The 19,366-nt window shown below is 37.9% G+C and carries 19 protein-coding genes and 1 other RNA gene; 2 read left to right on the top strand and 18 right to left on the bottom strand.

Features of this window, described 5'->3' with window-relative positions:
* Window positions 1–58: 58 nt before the first annotated feature.
* The 4 genes from VCM39_RS08120 to VCM39_RS08105 form a co-directional block, all read right to left on the bottom strand.
* The gene (locus VCM39_RS08120; RefSeq protein WP_221651321.1) at window positions 59–919 is read right to left on the bottom strand and encodes an RNA polymerase sigma factor RpoD/SigA; all 861 of its coding nucleotides are present in this window, start codon (window positions 917–919) and stop codon (window positions 59–61) included.
* Between the two features lie 219 nt (window positions 920–1,138).
* Window positions 1,139–2,677, bottom strand: a complete 1,539-nt coding sequence (locus tag VCM39_RS08115) for a Do family serine endopeptidase (protein WP_289294212.1) — start codon at window positions 2,675–2,677, stop codon at window positions 1,139–1,141.
* Window positions 2,678–3,033: 356 nt separating this feature from the next.
* Window positions 3,034–4,188 (bottom strand): dipeptide epimerase, encoded by a 1,155-nt coding sequence (locus VCM39_RS08110; RefSeq protein WP_322933400.1) that lies wholly within the window; start codon window positions 4,186–4,188, stop codon window positions 3,034–3,036.
* A 1-nt stretch (window position 4,189) separates the two neighbouring features.
* Window positions 4,190–5,173, bottom strand: a complete 984-nt coding sequence (locus VCM39_RS08105) for a C40 family peptidase (RefSeq protein WP_323674011.1) — start codon at window positions 5,171–5,173, stop codon at window positions 4,190–4,192.
* 225 nt (window positions 5,174–5,398) lie between these two features.
* On the opposite strand from VCM39_RS08105, the gene rnpB reads away from it, so the two are divergent.
* Both rnpB and VCM39_RS08095 read left to right on the top strand, forming a co-directional pair.
* Window positions 5,399–5,788: RNase P RNA component class A (gene rnpB / locus VCM39_RS08100), an RNA gene on the top strand.
* Between the two features lie 27 nt (window positions 5,789–5,815).
* Entirely contained in the window at window positions 5,816–7,135 is a 1,320-nt protein-coding gene (locus VCM39_RS08095; RefSeq protein WP_322933402.1) for a YihY/virulence factor BrkB family protein, read from the top strand.
* Window positions 7,136–7,204: 69 nt separating this feature from the next.
* Here VCM39_RS08095 and VCM39_RS08090 read toward each other — a convergent pair whose 3' ends face one another.
* From VCM39_RS08090 to kdsB, 14 genes are all read right to left on the bottom strand, one after another.
* Window positions 7,205–7,300 carry a smalltalk protein gene (locus VCM39_RS08090; protein ID WP_002560793.1) on the bottom strand — a complete coding sequence of 32 codons (96 nt, stop codon included), beginning with the start codon at window positions 7,298–7,300 and terminating at the stop codon, window positions 7,205–7,207.
* A gap of 86 nt (window positions 7,301–7,386) precedes the next feature.
* Window positions 7,387–7,863 (bottom strand): HU family DNA-binding protein, encoded by a 477-nt coding sequence (locus VCM39_RS08085; RefSeq protein WP_322933403.1) that lies wholly within the window; start codon window positions 7,861–7,863, stop codon window positions 7,387–7,389.
* A gap of 152 nt (window positions 7,864–8,015) precedes the next feature.
* Window positions 8,016–8,972, bottom strand: a complete 957-nt coding sequence (locus tag VCM39_RS08080; protein WP_322933404.1) for a glycosyltransferase family 4 protein — start codon at window positions 8,970–8,972, stop codon at window positions 8,016–8,018.
* A 97-nt stretch (window positions 8,973–9,069) separates the two neighbouring features.
* Window positions 9,070–9,966: an NAD-dependent epimerase/dehydratase family protein gene (locus VCM39_RS08075; protein WP_322933405.1), complete on the bottom strand. Its 897-nt coding sequence runs from the start codon at window positions 9,964–9,966 to the stop codon at window positions 9,070–9,072.
* Between the two features lie 9 nt (window positions 9,967–9,975).
* Complete coding sequence (locus VCM39_RS08070) at window positions 9,976–10,728, bottom strand: glycosyltransferase family 2 protein (protein WP_322933406.1); 753 nt, start codon at window positions 10,726–10,728, stop codon at window positions 9,976–9,978.
* 31 nt (window positions 10,729–10,759) lie between these two features.
* Window positions 10,760–11,983, bottom strand: coding sequence for a glycosyltransferase (locus tag VCM39_RS08065; RefSeq protein WP_322933407.1), 1,224 nt, complete (start codon window positions 11,981–11,983; stop codon window positions 10,760–10,762).
* Between the two features lie 46 nt (window positions 11,984–12,029).
* The gene (locus tag VCM39_RS08060) at window positions 12,030–12,878 is read right to left on the bottom strand and encodes a hypothetical protein (RefSeq protein ID WP_322933408.1); all 849 of its coding nucleotides are present in this window, start codon (window positions 12,876–12,878) and stop codon (window positions 12,030–12,032) included.
* 463 nt (window positions 12,879–13,341) lie between these two features.
* Window positions 13,342–14,322, bottom strand: coding sequence for a glycosyltransferase family 2 protein (locus VCM39_RS08055; RefSeq protein ID WP_322933409.1), 981 nt, complete (start codon window positions 14,320–14,322; stop codon window positions 13,342–13,344).
* A gap of 10 nt (window positions 14,323–14,332) precedes the next feature.
* Complete coding sequence (locus VCM39_RS08050) at window positions 14,333–15,061, bottom strand: glycosyltransferase family 32 protein (RefSeq protein ID WP_322933410.1); 729 nt, start codon at window positions 15,059–15,061, stop codon at window positions 14,333–14,335.
* Between the two features lie 209 nt (window positions 15,062–15,270).
* Window positions 15,271–15,411 carry a hypothetical protein gene (locus tag VCM39_RS08045; RefSeq protein WP_322933411.1) on the bottom strand — a complete coding sequence of 47 codons (141 nt, stop codon included), beginning with the start codon at window positions 15,409–15,411 and terminating at the stop codon, window positions 15,271–15,273.
* Between the two features lie 59 nt (window positions 15,412–15,470).
* Window positions 15,471–16,298, bottom strand: coding sequence for a 6-hydroxymethylpterin diphosphokinase MptE-like protein (locus tag VCM39_RS08040; protein ID WP_322933412.1), 828 nt, complete (start codon window positions 16,296–16,298; stop codon window positions 15,471–15,473).
* 67 nt (window positions 16,299–16,365) lie between these two features.
* On the bottom strand, window positions 16,366–17,046 hold the full coding sequence (locus VCM39_RS08035; RefSeq protein WP_322933413.1) for an inositol monophosphatase family protein: 681 nt from the start codon (window positions 17,044–17,046) through the stop codon (window positions 16,366–16,368).
* 2 nt (window positions 17,047–17,048) lie between these two features.
* Entirely contained in the window at window positions 17,049–18,623 is a 1,575-nt protein-coding gene (locus tag VCM39_RS08030; protein WP_322933414.1) for an aldolase catalytic domain-containing protein, read from the bottom strand.
* Entirely contained in the window at window positions 18,616–19,353 is a 738-nt protein-coding gene (gene kdsB, locus VCM39_RS08025) for a 3-deoxy-manno-octulosonate cytidylyltransferase (protein ID WP_322933415.1), read from the bottom strand. The genes VCM39_RS08030 and kdsB overlap by 8 nt, the downstream gene beginning before the upstream one ends.
* Window positions 19,354–19,366 lie beyond the last annotated feature (13 nt).

Here is a 19,366-nt window from a genome sequence, read left to right as displayed (position 1 = left end):
CCTAAACACTTCAACTTACACGACTAATACCTTAATTGTCGAAAACTGATATATCGCCTTATCCCAAGTACGATTTGAGCAATTTGCTACGATTACTTTGTCTTAATCTTCTGATTGCTTTTTCTTTTATCTGACGAACGCGCTCACGTGTGAGACCAAACTTATCGCCGATTTCTTCTAATGTCATTTCCTGTTGTCCGATACCGAAAAACATCTGTATGATTTCTTTTTCTCTATCGGTTAACGTAGAAAGAGCTCTATCAATTTCCCTCGCAAGAGACTCATTAACCAGAGCGCGATCCGCCATAGGCGAGTCATCATTCACCAGCACATCCAGCAAGCTGTTATCTTCTCCTTCAACGAAAGGTGCATCTACCGAAATATGACGGCCGGACACTTTTAACGTATCAGAGATTTTATCAACCGGGATTTCCAATTCGTCTGCCAACTCTTCCGGAGATGGACGGCGCTCATTTTCCTGCTCGAATTTTGAGAAGGCTTTACTGATTTTATTCAGTGAACCAACCTGATTCAAGGGAAGGCGAACGATACGTGACTGTTCTGCCAATGCTTGCAAAATAGACTGACGAATCCACCATACAGCATAACTGATAAACTTGAACCCACGTGTTTCATCAAACTTTTCGGCAGCCTTAATCAGTCCTAAATTGCCTTCATTAATCAAGTCAGGCAAACTCAAACCCTGGTTTTGGTACTGTTTGGCTACAGACACGACGAAACGCAGATTGGCACGTGTCAGTTTTTCTAACGCTACACGGTCACCCTTACGAATACGCTGAGCAAGCTCTACCTCTTCCTCTACAGTGATGAGGTCTTCGCGACCGATTTCCTGCAAATACTTATCAAGAGAAGCGCTCTCTCTGTTAGTGATACTTTTGGTAATCTTTAGTTGTCTCATTCTTATAAAACAGATTTGGAGTGCAAAGTTACGACAAATAATTTGTTAACTAACTATCTTAACGAAACTTTTTCACCATTATTATTATCTGTATAAACAAAAAGAGATGCCGACAAGTTGTATACCGGCACCCTTTTTTTAATTGAAAGTTGAAAATTGAAAATTGAAAGTTGGCTGCGCTATATACTGCATAGTAACTTTCAATTTTCAATTAATAAACTATTCCTGAGTCAGGTCAACAGCATAATTAGCACGTTTTCCTGATGGGAACATTCCTGTGAGGAATAATACCTGATCCGGTGATTTGGTTGCTGCTTTCAGCACCTCTTCCAGATCGCTCACTTTACGTATCTGCTGTCCGTTAGCTTTCAGAATGATGAATCCCTTACGGATACCTGCATCTTTCATCTTACCATTGGAAACACCTGTTACCTCTATACCATATCCCAAGTTGAGTTGCTTCTTCAAGTCGGCAGGGAGTTCTCTGAAAGCTGCACCCAGAATTTCCATTCCGGCATTCTTTATTACTTTTGTAGTACCTTGCTCATTCTTCAAAGTCACTTCCACACTCTTTTCTTTCTTATCGCGAATCAACTTCACAGTAATCTTATCACCCGGACGATGTTTTGCAAGCGCTTCCTGCAAGTCGGCAAAGTTGTGAACCTTCTTACCATCAATACCTATGATCACATCGTCTACTTTGATATCCGCACCGGATGCCGAACCACCTTCAGTAATTTCACGTACCCAAACTCCGTCTACTACACCAAACTCTTTCGCTTTATCACGAAGCGTAGTGCCCGACTTGTCTATAGGTTGCTGGTCTTCCATAATACTGCTTCCCAATGAAGCTCCTGCGATACCCAACATAGCACGCTGTACGGTTCCAAACTCTTTCAGGTCGGCAACCACCTTTTTCATAATACTGGTTGGTATAGCAAAACCATATCCGGCATACGCACCTGTAGGTGACGAAAGCACAGAATTGATACCTACCAATTCTCCCTTTGCATTTACCAGTGCACCACCGCTGTTACCCTGGTTGATAGCGGCATCCGTCTGAATAAAAGATTCAATGCCACCATTGTAAACACCCAGCGTACGGGCTTTTGCACTTACAATACCTGCCGTTACAGTAGAGTTCAGATTGAACGGATTACCTACCGCGAGTACCCACTCACCTACTTTCAGTGCTTCTGAATCACCTACCGGAATAGTAGGCAGATCATCGTCTGCTTCTATTTTCACCAATGCAAGGTCAGTACTCGGGTCTGTACCAATGATACGGCCTTTAAATTCGCGATTGTCATTCAACTTCACTGCTATTTCATCCGCACCATCAATCACGTGGTTGTTGGTTACAATATATCCATCCTTAGAGATGATAACTCCCGAACCAAAACCTACACGCTCCGGTGTCTGTACCCGGCGCTGACGTCCGCCGCCATCACCAAAGAAGAAGTCAAAAATATCAGGTGCTCCCTGAACAGTCTGAGTTTTTGATTGTTGAGTGGACTTTATATGTACTACAGCATGAAGCGAATTCTCTGCCGCCTGTGTCAAGTCTACCGGTTGCGCATTGATTGCATCAAAAGCAGCCAGTTTCACATCAGGATTCTGTTGGAACACCTCATTAAATGACGCCTGCTTGTCGCTATCTCCTGTCTGCATCATTTTATAGGTTGTTAAACCTGCAACTCCTGAACTCAGAAGAACGATGGCTCCTACTCCAAGAATGTTTTTTGTTGTCTGTTTCATACTACTCTTTGTTTATTCTTTAAAATGTTAATATTCTAATTCGTTTTAACTTTATGACGTTAAAATAACGACAAAAATCATTCACTTATTCCACTTGTCACTCTTTTTTGTCCTCTTTTAACAGAGAATATTTACTGATTAACAGCGCTTAACGACGGACACTGACAAATTTGCATTCGTTACATGACAAGGCTTTTAACATGGCAGAAAAACAATTTGGATAATATGCTAAATAATGTGCCAATATGCCAATGTGCCAATATACCAATTGGCTGCGCTGTGGCATACCACATGGCAATTGGCACATTGGCATATTATTCAATTAGCACATTATTTTATTGCCACATTAGTACCTGTCAGACTGACAGTGTGACTCCAATTCCTGGTAAGTTATTGAGCGTAATTTTGCCTTTTAATACCTCCACTCCCTTAAAACGATCATTGGAGATAAGTAAATTACCATCCAAATCAGCAAAATCAACGGCCGGAGAAAATTGCGCAGCAGCAGATATGGCACAAGATGTCTCGGTCATACACCCTACCATTACTTTCATATCCAGTGCACGCGCTAAAGTCACCATTTTCCATGCCTCACGCATTCCGGTACATTTCATCAGCTTTATATTGATTCCGGTAAAAGCACCTTTTAAAGCAGCCACATCACTAAGACGCTGCAAAGATTCATCAGCAAACACCGGTAACGGACTCTGCTGAGTGACCCAGGCAATGTCTTCCAACTGTTCTTTAGGCATGGGTTGCTCAATCATCACAATCCTCTGTTCTTTCAACCAATGAACCATATCGAGCGCATAGTATTTATCTTTCCAGCCCTGATTGGCATCTACAGCTATCGGGAGCGTACTGACCGAGCGAATTGTCCGAATCATCTCCTTATCGTTTTCACGTCCCAGTTTCACCTTTAGTATATTAAATTGCCCAGCCACCTCAAGTGTCTTTTCACGTACTACATCCGGTGTATCAATACCAATAGTAAACGTGGTAGAAGGTGTCTTTTCTTTGTTCAGCCCCCATATCTTATACCAGGGAGCTCCCAACAGTTTTCCTACCAGATCATGCAAAGCAATATCTACCGCCGCTTTTGCTGCCGTATCGCCCGGACTCAAACTATCAACATAAGCCAGAATATCTTCCAGTTCAAACGGATCATCAAACTGTTCCAGATTAACCTTACTCAGAAACTTCATCACACTATCCACTGTTTGCCCCAAATAGGGAGGCATGGAAGCTTCACCATATCCGGTCACCCCTTCATATTCTATCTCCACTTGCACATCAGGAGTCGTAGTACGCGAAAAGGAAGCTACCGTAAACACATGCTTCAGTTTTAATTCATAAGGAAAAAACTTCATTTTCATCTTTCCACCCTTTCCCAACCTGTTTATAGAAAAAGAAGCAGGATGAGAAGCTTCCGCAAAAGTATTGTTCACAATCAGACCGGAACCTATAGCCGCCAGGGCGGCAGTCTTCAGAAAATCTCTTCTATTTTGCATGCTAATTCTTTTTATAGTAGGGGTTTGTAAGTGTTGTATTCAATTCCGCCTCCTTATTTATAAAAGGTAGAAAACGGACAGCGAAAAGCAATCGCCCGGCATTAAATGCATCATACTCCTTATCTGCCTGATTAAAACTACTGATATGCACATCCCCCAAAGCATGGATAAACCTTTTATCACCTATATATATACCGACGTGCGAAACAGACTCTTTTTTCTCAGCCGTAGCCTGCCGTCCAAAGAAAACAAGATCACCCGGCTCCACATTACTAAAATCAGGTGCTATGTCAATATGTTGCCCTATATATGCTTGTTGCGAAGCATCCCGGGGAATAATAATATCATGCATAAAAAGTACAGTACGCACCAAACCACTACAGTCCACCCCTTTAGAAGAAGTACCCGCCCATAAATACGGAACTCCCATCATCGTATAAGCTGTACGAATAATACTCCCTGCATCTTGCTTCAACTCTGAACGCCATTCTTTTTCGGGCTTTGCTATCGACTTTGAAATATAGGCCTGTCTGCCATCTGGATAAGAGACCTTATAAAAATGTCCTTTACTCCCCTCCCACTTCAGACGATTGCCTGCCACAACATCCGAAACTGTCTGAGAATGTTCATTAGGCTTTTCATACGTAAATCCATAATGTGCCGTTACTACTATCTTCTCTGTCCGGTTCCATTCATCGTACTTCTCTTTGGACATTGGGCTGATAACCATCCGATGCACCCATCCGGTATAGTCGTCAGGTGTTTGTATCTCATACCAGCCTGTATATTGCAATACCTTCACCGGCATCCCCAGCAAAGCCTGCGTAGTCATACCAGAGGTAAATTTACCCTCAGCACGCATATTACAAACAGATACACTAACAACACCATAAGCCGAATCGGCAGGTACGGACGGAATGTCCTGAGCTTTAATGCCTGTCACTATAAACCATAACAAGCTGAAAAAAAAGATACGCATTTTCATTGAAGCATAATTGAAATTAGTAGTTGGTAGATAGTAGTTGGTAGTTAGAATCTGTGCAGCATATTAGCGTTGTCATGCCGAAAGGATTCTAACTACCAACTACTAACGTCTAACTACTGACTCCATTCTAAAAGCAAAGATAGGGATTGCACGAACAATAAAGAAGAAGTTTGTGTTTATTTTTTAGCATAAAAGAAATAAATGACGTACTTTTGCCCCCCTAAAGCAGTTGGCTGGTCTGTCGCGTGTGTTTCGGCACAGGAGGAAAGTCCGGGCAACACAGAGCATCCCACTTCCTAACAGAAAGCTGTCCGCGAGGGTAGAGTAACGTAGAAGAAAATAACCGCCTCTCTTTCTTCGGAAAGACAAGGTAAGGGTGAGAAGGTGGAGTAAAAGCCCACCAGCCGCATGGTGACGTGTCGGGCTGTACGTCTTGGGAGTTGTAAGGTCATGTATACCGGCGTTATGAGAGTTGCTCGCTCCATGTCGGAGGGTAGACCGCTAAAGTGGCATGGTAACATGTCACTCAGATAAATGACAGGCACTTGTTTAATTAATAATTATAAATTAAAAATTATACAAGGACAGAACTCGGCTTACAGGCCGACTGCTTTTTTTTAAAATTATAATCTACTGAATGCCATGAATAAAAGAATAGCAGATATATGGAAATTTATCACCTATGACATCTGGCGTATCACGGAAGATGAGGTAACCAAAACTAAATTCTCGGTTTACAATATCATCAAAACCATTTATCTCTGCATCAACCGTTTCACCAAAGACCGTATTGTCAATAAAGCTTCTGCACTGACATATAGCACATTGCTCGCCATTGTACCTATACTTGCCATTGTATTTGCCATTGCCCGGGGATTTGGGGTCTCCACCATAATGGAACATCAGTTCCGCAACGGTTTTGGAGGTGCAACCGAAACCTCTGATACCATTCTTGAGTTTGTAAACTCTTACTTGTCGCAAACCAAAGGTGGAGTTTTCATCGGAGTGGGTTTAATCATGTTATTGTGGACGGTAATCAATCTGGTAAGTAACATCGAAATTACCTTCAACCGCATTTGGGGAGTAAAGAAAGCGAGAAATATGTATCGCAAAATCACCGACTATTTCTCTATGTTTCTTCTGATGCCTATCCTTATTGTTGTTTCCGGTGGTCTTTCCATCTTCATGAGTACAATGTTGAAGCAGATAGAAGATTTCGTTTTGCTGGCTCCTATTATGAAGTTTCTGATACGGCTTATCCCCTTTGTGCTCACCTGGTTTATGTTTACAGGGCTTTATATATTTATGCCCAACACAAAAGTGAAGTTCAAACATGCTCTGATATCAGGAATCCTTGCCGGTTCTGCTTACCAGGCATTCCAGTTTCTATACATCAGCAGTCAGTTATGGGTATCGCGCTATAATGCCATCTACGGCAGCTTTGCTGCCTTACCGATGTTCCTGTTGTGGTTGCAAATCTCCTGGACCATCTGTTTGTTTGGAGCAGAACTGACTTTTGCAGGACAAAACATAAGGAATTTTAGTTTCGATAAAGACACCCAGAATATCAGCCGCCGTTACCGGGACTTTATCTCTATCCTCATTATGTCTCTTATAGCCAAACGCTTTGAACAAAACGAGCCCCCATATACCTCCGAACAGCTGGCAGACGAACATCTGATCCCGATACGACTCACCAATCAGACATTGTATCAGTTGCAGGAAATCAATCTGATACACGAAGTTGTGACTGACCAAAAAAGCGAAAACATTGCTTATCAGCCTTCCATGGATATCAATAAATTAAACGTAGCTGTACTACTCGAGCGCCTTGATACTTATGGTTCTGAGAACTTCAAGATAGACAAAGAAGAAGAGTTCAGTGATGAGTGGCGGGTACTGGTAGAATCAAGAGAAGAGTACTACAAAAAAGCAAGTAAAGTATTACTGAAAGACTTATAATAAACAAAAATCGCCCGATTCACTCCTAAGAATGAACCGGGCGATCTCTTATTTATATCTATTTGTCCGCTAAGCCATCATAGCCTGTCCGCCAAATACACCAGCCAAGGCACTTGCCACAGCTATAACCACTTTTAAAATCGTATTCCAAATCGTCTTTTTCATTTTCCTCCCATTTTAATAACGTATCAAGTGCCGCGCAGCCAACTTTCAACTCTCAATTTTCAACTTTCAACTCTCTAAGCTTTCAACTAAATAGAAGGATCTTCCCCCTCACCCTCACCGCCAGGGTTTCCTCCCTCGGTCATGCTCTTCAGCAAATCAGCATGCACAAACTGTACACCTTGCAACAAGGCACGTGTGGTACCAATAGCTGCCGGACGAGTATACTCAGCTGTAAACTGACACTTCAAAGCTGTTATCTGATTCGGATTTACCTTATCGGCACTCTCTACTCCCCTGCCCTGCGTACGGGCTTTCATTGTAAATGTCCCCAAGCCATCCAGACGTACCGTACGGCTGTTCAGAAGTTGTTCCCGCATTGCCGACATCAGGTTACGTACCACATTCTGTACATCACCCGGCGTAAGGGATGATTTCTCTGCTATTACCTCAGCCAATTGCTGAGTAGTTACTGTTGCTCCGGTTTTAACCAGATTAAGATGCCATAATTTAGCTCCTGCTTTGTTGGCCATCGGTGATTGCACCGCTCTGTAAAATAAAGGCATAATTACCTCCTCTTTTTAATGTTACTAATCGTTTTTTTCATTCACATGTTTCGTTGATCAACATTGCAAAGATGAGGTTTTATTATCGGATGACAAACGAAAAAGAGGGAGGTAAAGCTGTTTCTCTCAGAAAGTTTGTAGAGAGATAATTATCAGTTAGTTGAAAAAAAATGTAGATCAAAGTATTTATACATAAACAAGACATATAGAATACTTAATACTAAAATACTGTTCAATAAATACCAGTAACCATACGCCTGAAAATAGAAATAACCCACTATTACCAATGCTTGTATCACCATATATACAGAAGAAACTACTACATGAGGTACTTTTAGTTCATTTGCCATGATCTGATACAGATGTTTCCGATGCGGCAAACCTATATTCTCATGAAGCATCAGACGATGAATAATGGTAAGCACACTATCTACCCCATACACTACTAACAGTATAATCCAACTGAAATCCTCCGTCTTGATTATGAGCTTACCGATAAGGAATAAGACGATAAATGCAATACTCACAGAACCTACATCACCGGCAAAACATTTCGCACGTCTTCGGAAATTAAAGAAATTGAAAACTATTACAGCACAAAGCGAGGAATAGATAAAATCTGCTTCAACAAAAGCGGTTATTTTTGTATTAATATATGCCAATGCTCCCAGAACGACCAGGGAGTAACCTCCGGTGATCCCATTGATTCCATCCATAAAGTTATAAGCATTAATGATACCGGTACATATTATTAACGCAACAAGGATTGTCCACCAGGGAAGAGAAAACAGCCCCCATTGATAGAACATCAAAGCCATGGCGGAGAAATGAAACACCAATCGCAGTGCTTGAGAAGTAGAACGAATGTCATCAATAAAGCTGATTAAAGTGATCAGTGTCAGAGCAAGCATGAACCAGGGATATTCAAAATGATTCGTAAGGAAATAGGCTAATACGCCGAAATAAAAGATGATCCCCCCACCCCGTAAAGTGATCCGGGTATGCGAACTGCGCTCATTGGGTTTGTCGATGATATTGCATTTATCAGCAATACGGAAATAAAAAAGTTCTGCCAGGAAAAGCAGAACTAAGACTATTAAATAATACATTATTCGTTTTTATTAATCAGATAAAACCACAGTTGGAGGCCACTAAAGATTAAAATAACAAGAGCAAGCAAACCTCCTATAACTCCCCAAAGCATAGCTATTCAATTTTAAAATTCTCCAATACATTCATTGGTTTCCACCCCAATTCACGCATTGCTTTCTCATTACTAAAAGTCAAAGATTTGGTTATTTTATTCAGTTTTAAAGAGTTAACAGGTGCTTTGCTTCCAAAACAGTCACCGACAACAGCCATACTTTTTGCCAACCAATACGGAATGGAAAGCGGCATTGACTTACCAAGTTGCCTACATATCACGGACTCTAATTCCCGGAATGTAGGTTGATAAGTATCACAAACATTATAGATTCCCCCTTTCTCTGCTAATAATGGGATCAAATTCGCAATATCTTGCACCATCAAAACACTTTTCCGGGCTTTACCACCAGCAATGCTGAAATATTTACTATGACGTATCCCATTGATCATAGCACCTAAATTTCCCGGAGGATTAGGCCCTGCAATCAATGAAGGACGAATAATTCCTAAAGTCACATGATGTTTATTACACCACTCCTGTAAATATTGCTCTGCTTGTATTTTACTTAAGGCATAAGGTGTCATTCCATTTAAAGGATGGTCTTCTGTTATATTCTCGCCACAATCACAACCATAAACAGTAACAGTACTAATAAAAATGAAGGCCATAGGAATACTTGTGCGCTCTAATGCTACACATAGATTCTTTGTTCCTTGCAAGTTCACATCAAAAAATAATTGCTTTTCCTCTTCTGTTTTAGGTGTAGAATGGGCTTTACCAGCAGCATGAAGAACAATATCATACTTTTCTGTTAGGAAAGGAACCGCTATAGCCAAATTAACGAAGTAATTATCCAGTGAAGTTAAACCGATAGTAGAAATAGAGTATTTCTCTTTCAATAAAGGATAAATATGATTACCTAAGAAGCCGGAAGCTCCTGTAAAAAGTAGTTTCATGAAAAATAATTATTGGAAGTATTGTTTCAATTTAGGAAGCAAACGATAGAATGGATATAAAACACTTACAGATATTCCATTCTTTCTAAACGCGTTCAAACATTCAATATTCCCTTTTCGTATATTGGTCAGATTCTTACTGGTAGTTCCTCCTAAACGCATTCTTACTAATGGTTCTGATAAATAAAATGTTTTTATATGTTCTTTCTCCACCAGTCGTAACATCAACTCAAAATCTGCAGCAAATTTAAAATCCAAATCAAACATCCCATATTTTGAATATATCTCTCGCTTTACATAAAAAGTCGGATGTGCAGGATGCCACCCTTTTGAAAACGAACGCTGTTTTCCTGTGATCCAGTGACGTACTATTTTAGAAGTATCATGCTGTGACACATAATACAGATCTGCATATACACAGTCAATATCTTTGTGATCCTTAAAGCAATCAATAACTTTTCCTATTGCACCGGATTCAGCCAATAAGTCATCGGAGTTAATAATACCGACAATCTCACCTGTAGCCATCTTAAAGCCTTTATTCATAGCATCATAAAGTCCTTGATCCTTCTCACTAATCCATTTTAACCGACCATGAAACAAAGGTTCATACTCTTTTATCATATCAACTGTATTATCTTGGGAATGTCCATCTACTATGATATATTCAATATCATAATAAGTTTGAGATAAAACAGATTGAATAGTATCACGAAGAGTTCCGCCACTATTAAAAGTAACGGTAATGAGAGAAATTTTCATTCTATAATATTACTTCCTTATTATGAGTATATTACTTACAAAGAATATCATTATAGATATTCAAGTATTCCTTAAAGCGTTCAGAAGCATCATAGTATCTGTTAGCTCTTTCTATGCACATCTTTCTTAGTACGGCTATATCCTTCGCTGTTATTAACTTCACGGCATCGGCTAATGCAGGAACAGACTTCACATCCACTATAGCGCCACATGGTTGCTCTTCACCAATTGCTTCAACACTCCCTCCTGTTTTAAATGTCACTACAGGTGTACCACAGGCTAATGCTTCAAGATTGGTTGTGGGAAAATTATCTTCTAATGTAGGATTGACATATACATTCGCTAATGAATAAAATTGTGCCAATTCATCTATACTTTCAGTACGTTCAATACCTAATATTTCCGGAGGAAGCCGTTTCTTCTGAGCTTTTGTTACACCTATAATTATAATCTGGTAAGCATCAGCGGGGAGATAATCTATTAATCCAACTAAGTATTTCAATCCTTTTCTTTCATTCCATATACTGGCAACTCCTAAAACGACTTTTCTATTCCCAAATCTATATCTTTGAAGCAGTTCACCGGTAGATCGGGGATAGAACTGCTTCAGATTCACACCATTATTAATAACTGTTATCGGAAATATTTTCAAAAAAGAATCCCTTACTAAATCAGCCAACCACGATGAAGGGGTAACTATTCTCAATATATTCAACTGAGATATCAGCTCTTTCTTATGTACATAATTCTCCAAAGAACGATCCAATAACAAGCTTTTAGGATAGCTATGTTTCTCCGGACATGAATAGCAACCTGTCATCCAACGAGTGCAACCGACAAAATCAAAATAAGCACAATGCCCAGTAAAACTCCAGCAGTCATGCAAAGTCCAGATTACAGGAATACGTGAAGCGATTAAATATTTAAATAAAACATCCAGATTTAAATAGTATCCATGCAAGTTATGAAAGTGTATTATATCCGGTCTTATCTCTTTTATATATTCTATAAACTGTTCCGTAGGTTTTCGTCTCACAAATCCATCATTATCAAAAAGCCTTGCAGCAAATGCATTTATTAATAAATCCTGATCACGACCTATGTGATAGGTTATACTGGTACTTAGCTGTTTCCCACGACCATAGGCAATATAGCTTTTCCATCCTTTTTGAATGACTAAATTAGCGATCTCCTCCGCTATACGTCCGGTTGAACCGGAGTTACAGACAGTATTTATCTGTAAAAGTATTGGCATACATTTTAAATTATAAAAAATAAAAGGAAAAAAGCATTACCTTTTATCAGCAATTCTGACGATGTTTTTTCACAGTATAGTCTACGCTTATCACTAAATAATAACAAACTATCCCCCAAACACATAATTTTACCAATTGTATTGGATTGTACGCAAACCAACGGGATACCGTAATTACCATCAATAGAATATAGATTTTAGGCAGATTACAGTTATCCTTAAAAAGCATATTTAACATACGAGAGACAAAATACCCCAAGAATACAGTCCCCAAGAAACCAAACATAACAAAGAAATTGACAGGAGCTAAATTTCCACCGCCAGTATTCATTAAATCCTTTCTATAAGTGGAGAGGTTTGCAGTCTCAGGAAAAAAAGAAGAAGGAGCCAATGGAGAAAGAAAGTAACAAACAGCAGCCTCTACACGAGAAAAAAAATTAAGGTTTCCATCTTCTATCAAACACAACAACCTTTCTGAAGCCCAATACACATCCCCTTCATTGGAAGTCTGCATCCCTAAGTCAACTGCACGATTATCAAAAATAATAGAAATTATATCCTGTTGAAGAAGTATAACAGGATCATGTCTGATTTTTCCAAACAATGTCATACCCCACACTCCAAACAGAAAACACAAGAATAGAAATTTGAAGGAAAACTTATACTGTAACACTGTTGCCAATAACAGAAAAAAAAGAAGAACCAATTCAATACGACCACCAGTAATAATAGCAAAGAATGCATAAAGGGCATAAAGAAAATACAAGGCTCTGTTTTTCAACTTCTCATTGGAACTATATATAAAACAGATCAAGAAAAGTATTATGACATATTCATTCAATGTAGATACCCCTCCATCTTCTCCTCCATACATATTCCCCTTTCTCCTGCACATGCACACTATTATGAAAGCAATAATATAAAGAAGCCAAAAGATACAATTATTTCTCCGAAATTGAATCTGCTTAGTTGTTCCCCGAGGTATGATTAAAAATAAGTTTACAAACAATAAGAATAAAGAAAAAATTAAAGTTGTATAGCCTGCCGTATAATAAGAAAATGTCTGATGATAAGCTGAAAAATATAATCCGTCAAAAAAAAATAATTTAGCAGGCAAAACATAGAGCGCAATAAAGCTAAAGAAAATAAGATATAAAGGATTCCTGGCACAAAAAGAACGAACTAATAGTAGTGCTGCCATTACAGATAAATGTACAGTAGCCATTTGTCCTATAAGAAGTAAGTCAGTGACATTTAATAATGCTACGAATAACAGTAGCCACATAAAGCAGCTTGTACAAAAGAACCAATATCTAAAGTTACGTCTTTCACACCAGAGAATGTTCATAAAACCAGACTTATAGAATATTTCTCATGAAATTAATTATGCTTAATATGCCATAGAGCAATCTTGTACATTTTTTTTGGGCCAATACTAAAAGGTACTTATGCAATAAGGATATTCTTAAATCTCGTAAGTCCAATCCTTCACACGCTAACTCTACTTCAGATAATAGATTTAAAGGTGTAGCATACAATAAAGTCACTAAATTGATTGCTTTAGACTCTCGTAAAGGAAGTTTACCAGATAATCCGTGCTTAATAAAGAAATCGCAAAGTATATGATTCGCCAAAATTGCATTACCGATAGAAATAGAACTAAGATTATGAGTATAAGAGATACTATTTGATTGAACATAATTATAGAGAGCTCTATCCACTTTGACTATATTATGGGTATAAAACACTAAACGTGGTGTTACCACGTAGTCTTCCGCATAGTTCAAATCCGGTATAGGATAAACCGAATTAGCTACATAGAGAGACTTCTTTATCAAACGTCCACACACACAGACAGAAGAATGTCTTGTAATCAAACTGGCTATATATTCGAGACGATCGTTTTCTACCACATTATTCATTCTCTTCACCTTATTAGTAAAGACATAATTAAAATCGCAAACAACCATATCCGAATCTGAATCTAAGGCTTTCTCCATCATAACTTCAACCATATCCTTTGCAATATAATCATCACTATCCACATTCAGCAAATATAAACCACTACAGTTATTTATACCCGTAATTCTTGCATTGGCCAGCCCTATATTCTTCTCATGTTTCACAATCTTCACTTGTTCCTTCCTCTTGGGATAGCGTTCCATTATGCTTTCCAGCAAAGCTATACTATCATCCGGCGAACAATCATCTACAAATACATACTCTATATTATCGTAAGTCTGCTCAAATAAAGACATGGCACACTTCTCAATGTACTTTTCCACCTTATATACAGGTACCAAAATAGAGACAAGTACAGATTCAGAATCAACTATCATATCTTAAAGTCTATTTACCAAAAAACGAAAACAACTTTTTTTTCAAACGGACTATAACCGCAAAGTTATCATTGCCTATCACTCTTACAGCTCTCTCCGTAATCTTTTGCTTGGGTGTCAACCAACTTCCTGCGAAATGATGTATAGTAACCGTATTCTCAGTTAAATATATTTTCCCATCATCGTAAGATTTCGGGCAGAAATATTCCTTCGGAAAGAGAGTAAAACCATTTACCGTCTGAAACAGGTTATTGGGAACCAAACCGTATTTCAAACAAGTATTAGTAATACGAACTACATTTGTAGTAAAATCCAGACTTCCATCCGGCTGTTTGAAGTGTATACCCTCATATTCATTCAGTAATTCTTTAAACAAAGAATGCCCCTCACGACACGCCATTAAACCTGTTAGAATTTGAGTTTTTGACTCAAACCCCGACACCGCATCATACTTTAGAAAAGTGTCCAAGGGTTTCAAAACCTCAACATCCGTGTCCATATAAATACCTCCTTCGTGATATAAAGCATGTAAACGCACAATATCAGTTACAAAGGCAAATTTCCGATTGTCGTATGCTTCACGGGCATAAGGATACGCATCCAGATCGAAATTATCCTCATTCCACTCTTTAATCACATAGTCCGGAAGATGTTTCTTCCACGACTCAATACACTTCAATGCCAGTTCTGACATTTTTCCTTTGCCAAACCAGCAATAATGGATTATCTTTGGTATCACACTTATCTATTTTTAAAAGAAACTATAACGTTAAGATACAATACCCCCAATAAAAGAGCTGACAACAATTACTGCCAGTATCAATAGGATATTTATGAAAATATTAAATGTTAATCTGAGTATCAAGAAAGCTCCCAACACGAAAACCTGATGGGGGATGTAGAAAGTAAAAGATTAGATATCAATCGCTTTTATAAACAATATGACAGCTAACAAACGCACTTTGTTAGATCAAGTAAAACAGACTCCTCGTTTACAATCTTATTGAAATCAGTTCCCACCAGTTTCACTATACCTACAGATAGTGCTTTGGGACGTGTGCCAAAGCCAAGCATTATTTTCTTAATCATAGTAATAATATATTTCGTTTTGGATATCAAGAACTGTAAAGGATAAAATGTGAAAACGATTATTTTATATCTTGATTCTTACTATCAAAGAGTAAATCAAAATCCATACGTTCAAAGGCCTCCAAATATCCTCCCCGAGTAGCATTAAAAATCTTTATACCATGTTCATCAGCGTAACGACGGGCAAAATCATAAGCTACATTCATTTCCCATGTAGCAGCTACAGTAGCTCTATCCTTCTCGTCACTTCCTGCAAAATAAGAAGCAGTACCATTATCCACTATAGTACCGTCCTTCTTTACTTCCTTGCCATAAGAATTATCACAGCCAATAATATAAATTTCACGGAAACCCATGTGAACAGCAATTTGCAGCATAACATAAGTCACAGTAGCAATCCCATAGAGTACCTTACTACAATCTTCGGCAAAACGCGGATGGTTCAATAGAGCACGATCACCATTCATATTGATATACACACAGTTTCCGCCAGCTCTACGGGTTGTCATATAGCTAACAGTACGAAAAAACTTCACTTTAGCCGGTATCTTTTGCATCGTTTCTAATAAAGAGAATTGAAATGTCTCATCTGAAACACAATAAAAAGTAGGTCTCCAAGCTGTTTGACTAAATATTTTATCAATTTTATTCGATGCAAACGAGTAATCACCACTCCTAGCTATCTTATCAAGGTCAGCCGCCATCAAACTGGGACCATTGCATACTATGAATATTCTCTTTCCTTTATAGGCATTCTTCAAACGTTCTACTTTTACTCGATTAATAGTAGCAGCACTACTCATATTGAAGAGTAATAACGACCAATTAACCCTAAAGTTCTTTATTAACTTAGCTCTTACCCCTCTTAAAGCGATTCCTATATTCATATGATGATTATTTAGATTCATTGTTATAAGATTATACATTTTTCATTAAGAAAAACAGGCTCATAATTTAATCAATTTCAAAATTAAATTTGTACCCGGGTAAGAGAAACTCACCCGTATATTTTTCTCCATCTAAGTATACTGAGAGCCCATGTTCTAAAGCCAAATTAAGCCCCGGGAGAATGTCCCACGAATAAGCACCTTTCAAATGTATAAATTGCCTGTAAGAGCCACGAATCACATTGTACATATTATACATACAGCAACCCATTATACGATATTCACTATTGGGTGGTAGACCCACAAAATCACCAGAAGTCATATAAGAAGATAAACCACATATTCTAGAATCTGGCATACGAGTTATTTCATCGCCTGTACATAAACAAATGTCTAATTCCGGTAAAGCAATCATAGACTGATAATGCCTCATTTGTCGATAAACAGAAACTCCTATCCCCCATTCTTTCAATCCGGAAACAAAATTCTCTGTACCGTCAATAGGATCAATAGTTATCACATATTCATAATCGGAAAGGGAATTTAAATCAGATACTGGTGTTTCTTCCGAAATAATAAAATAATTAGTCAAATGAGCTTTCAAATGATGAAAGAGTAAGGTCTCGCATAACAAGTCTCCTTCGGAAACAAATGTATTATCTGCTTTTAATTGCCGAGTACCGCGTAAAGAGAGGATCTCCTCTAGGTGTTCCTGTATGACCGCATAAAGTTCTCTACAAATATCCATTCTTACTGATATAAAGAGGGAGTTATAAAACTAATATTCAAGCTACCGGATAACTCAACGACCCGTTGCTTCATTGATTTATTTTGTTGTTCAATCCTTTCATCATCTTGCAGAAGTGCTAAACGATCCATATAATAATTTTTATGATAAGGAACATATCCATCCAATCCTGCCAAATAAACATGTTTCGGAAAAAGCCTCAATAACAAATTCAAAAACATTAAGGAAGAATTATCTATAATCCAATCATCCTCATTTAGTAAATTAGAGTAGTTTACTATTATTTTATTGTCTTCTTTTATGTCTATATTAGAAGTCTGAATCAGCCTAATATCCTTTTTGAGCGGATTGAAAGTTGTATTATAGCGTTTCAAATTACTTAGAAAAACATAGTCCGGTTCCAAAAAATCAGGAACAAAACTAATAGAAACGACAAGGCAATTTTCTTCTTTTATCGTACGGAGAATTCTATCTTTATTCGTATCCAAAGATACTCCAGGAGCCAATAACATCACATTTCTATCAAACAATTCACCTTTCAATAATTTTATTGCAGCCGTATCATCTATTTCACGGGATTGAAACTCTACATATTTCTCTTCTGCTAATTTCCGGTCAAACAAAGAACGTTTTTCAGGGGCTATCATACGAAGGATCGAACTTATAGATTTTACCGGAAGGGTCTGTTTGCTGCTTAAATAAGAAGCATACGTAGGATGACAGCCATTAATGGCAGCCAGATAATACGGAACCGAATATCCCCATTCATACTTAGCTTTAATATGGACAATAAACTCATCGACTATTTCCAACAAAGGTTCTATCTCATACTTACGTACTTGGTGTTCATTCAAGTAATTAGCTATTAATTCCGTATTCAAATTTCCCGCACCACGCCCCATACCGTAAACTGAAGAATCCAAAGAAATGATACGATCAGACTCTAAACGGACAAATTCCTGACAATTGGAAAATGAAAGTTGCAAATTATTATGAGAATGGAATCCCATATGAATATTCCAATTAAGATTATGATCAACCAAATAAAACATCCTTAGAATATCCTCCCGCTGCATCAGACCCAAAGTATCGACCAAGTAAAATGAATAAGGTTGAAGTTTATTCACTTTATCTATCAATTCTATCAGTTGAATATCTGTGTAGCTGGTAGTACCAACCGGCTGCACAAAAACTTTATATCCCTTTTCACTTATCTGTCTACAATACTCCAAAGCTTCTTCAACTTCATTATAGTGAAAAGTAATTCTGATTCCATCAATAGAAGTTCCATCATAAACGGACAACTTGTCCAAAGAATATTCACCATAACACGCCATTGCTACAAACATAGATTTCTTTCGATCTTGTGGAAGAAAAGGTCGGATCTCTTCTACATAATTAAAAATAGAGCAATTCTCATCGTAGTTACAGTCTTCTAAAAAGCCACACTCAATAATATCAACATTGGCAACAACAAGTTGATTAATTATTTTGGAAATAGCAAATTTACCAAAACGAAAATCATTAATATACCCACCATCACGCAGGGTACAATCTAATATTTGTATTTTATTCATGTTTTAAAGATTCTCTGATTATAGAAACTACTTTATCCAAATCTTTGGGAGTATCAACTGATAATGAGTTAGCTTGAACTTCAACCATTTTTATTTTTTTTCCATGTTCAATAAACCTTAACTCATTTATATCTTCTATCTTTTCATTATACCCTTTAGAGGTTTCACTAAAAAATTTCAAAGCTTCTAATGTGTAAACCAAAACCCCGACATGTTTGTAGTATTTATATTCAATGGAAGATTTTGGATATGGTATTATACCTCTTGACATAAAAAGAGCATTTGAATCTGTATCCGTAACAACTTTAATATTAGTAAAATCAACAACTTCTGCAGGATTTTTTATCTCTGTCATAAGATTACTTACAAAAAAAGACTTTTGAGGTATGCCTAATGGTACAATTGCATTCACTAACTCCGGATCTATCAGTGGTTCATCACCATTAATACAAACGTATAAATCCGCTTCAAGATTTTGAGCAACCTCATATAACCGCTCTGTGCTTGTACTATGGTCAGAACGAGTCATAACACAATTAATAGCATAAGCACTACACGCCTCAAGTATTCTTTTATCATCAGTGGCAACCATTACTTCTGTAATACGAGAAGCTTGCTTAACCTGATTATACACCCACCAAATCATAGGTTTGCCACAAATATCGACCAAAGGTTTTCCTGGAAATCTACTCGAATTATACCGAGCAGGAATTATTGCTACAGTTTTCATACTTGTAAAAAGA

Origin of the sequence: Bacteroides mucinivorans, from assembly GCF_034654355.2 — a bacterium.
Lineage (GTDB): Bacteria > Bacteroidota > Bacteroidia > Bacteroidales > Bacteroidaceae > Bacteroides > Bacteroides nordii.
The sequence above is the reverse complement of the archived record's forward strand: the minus strand, read 5'-3'. Positions and strand labels throughout refer to the sequence as shown.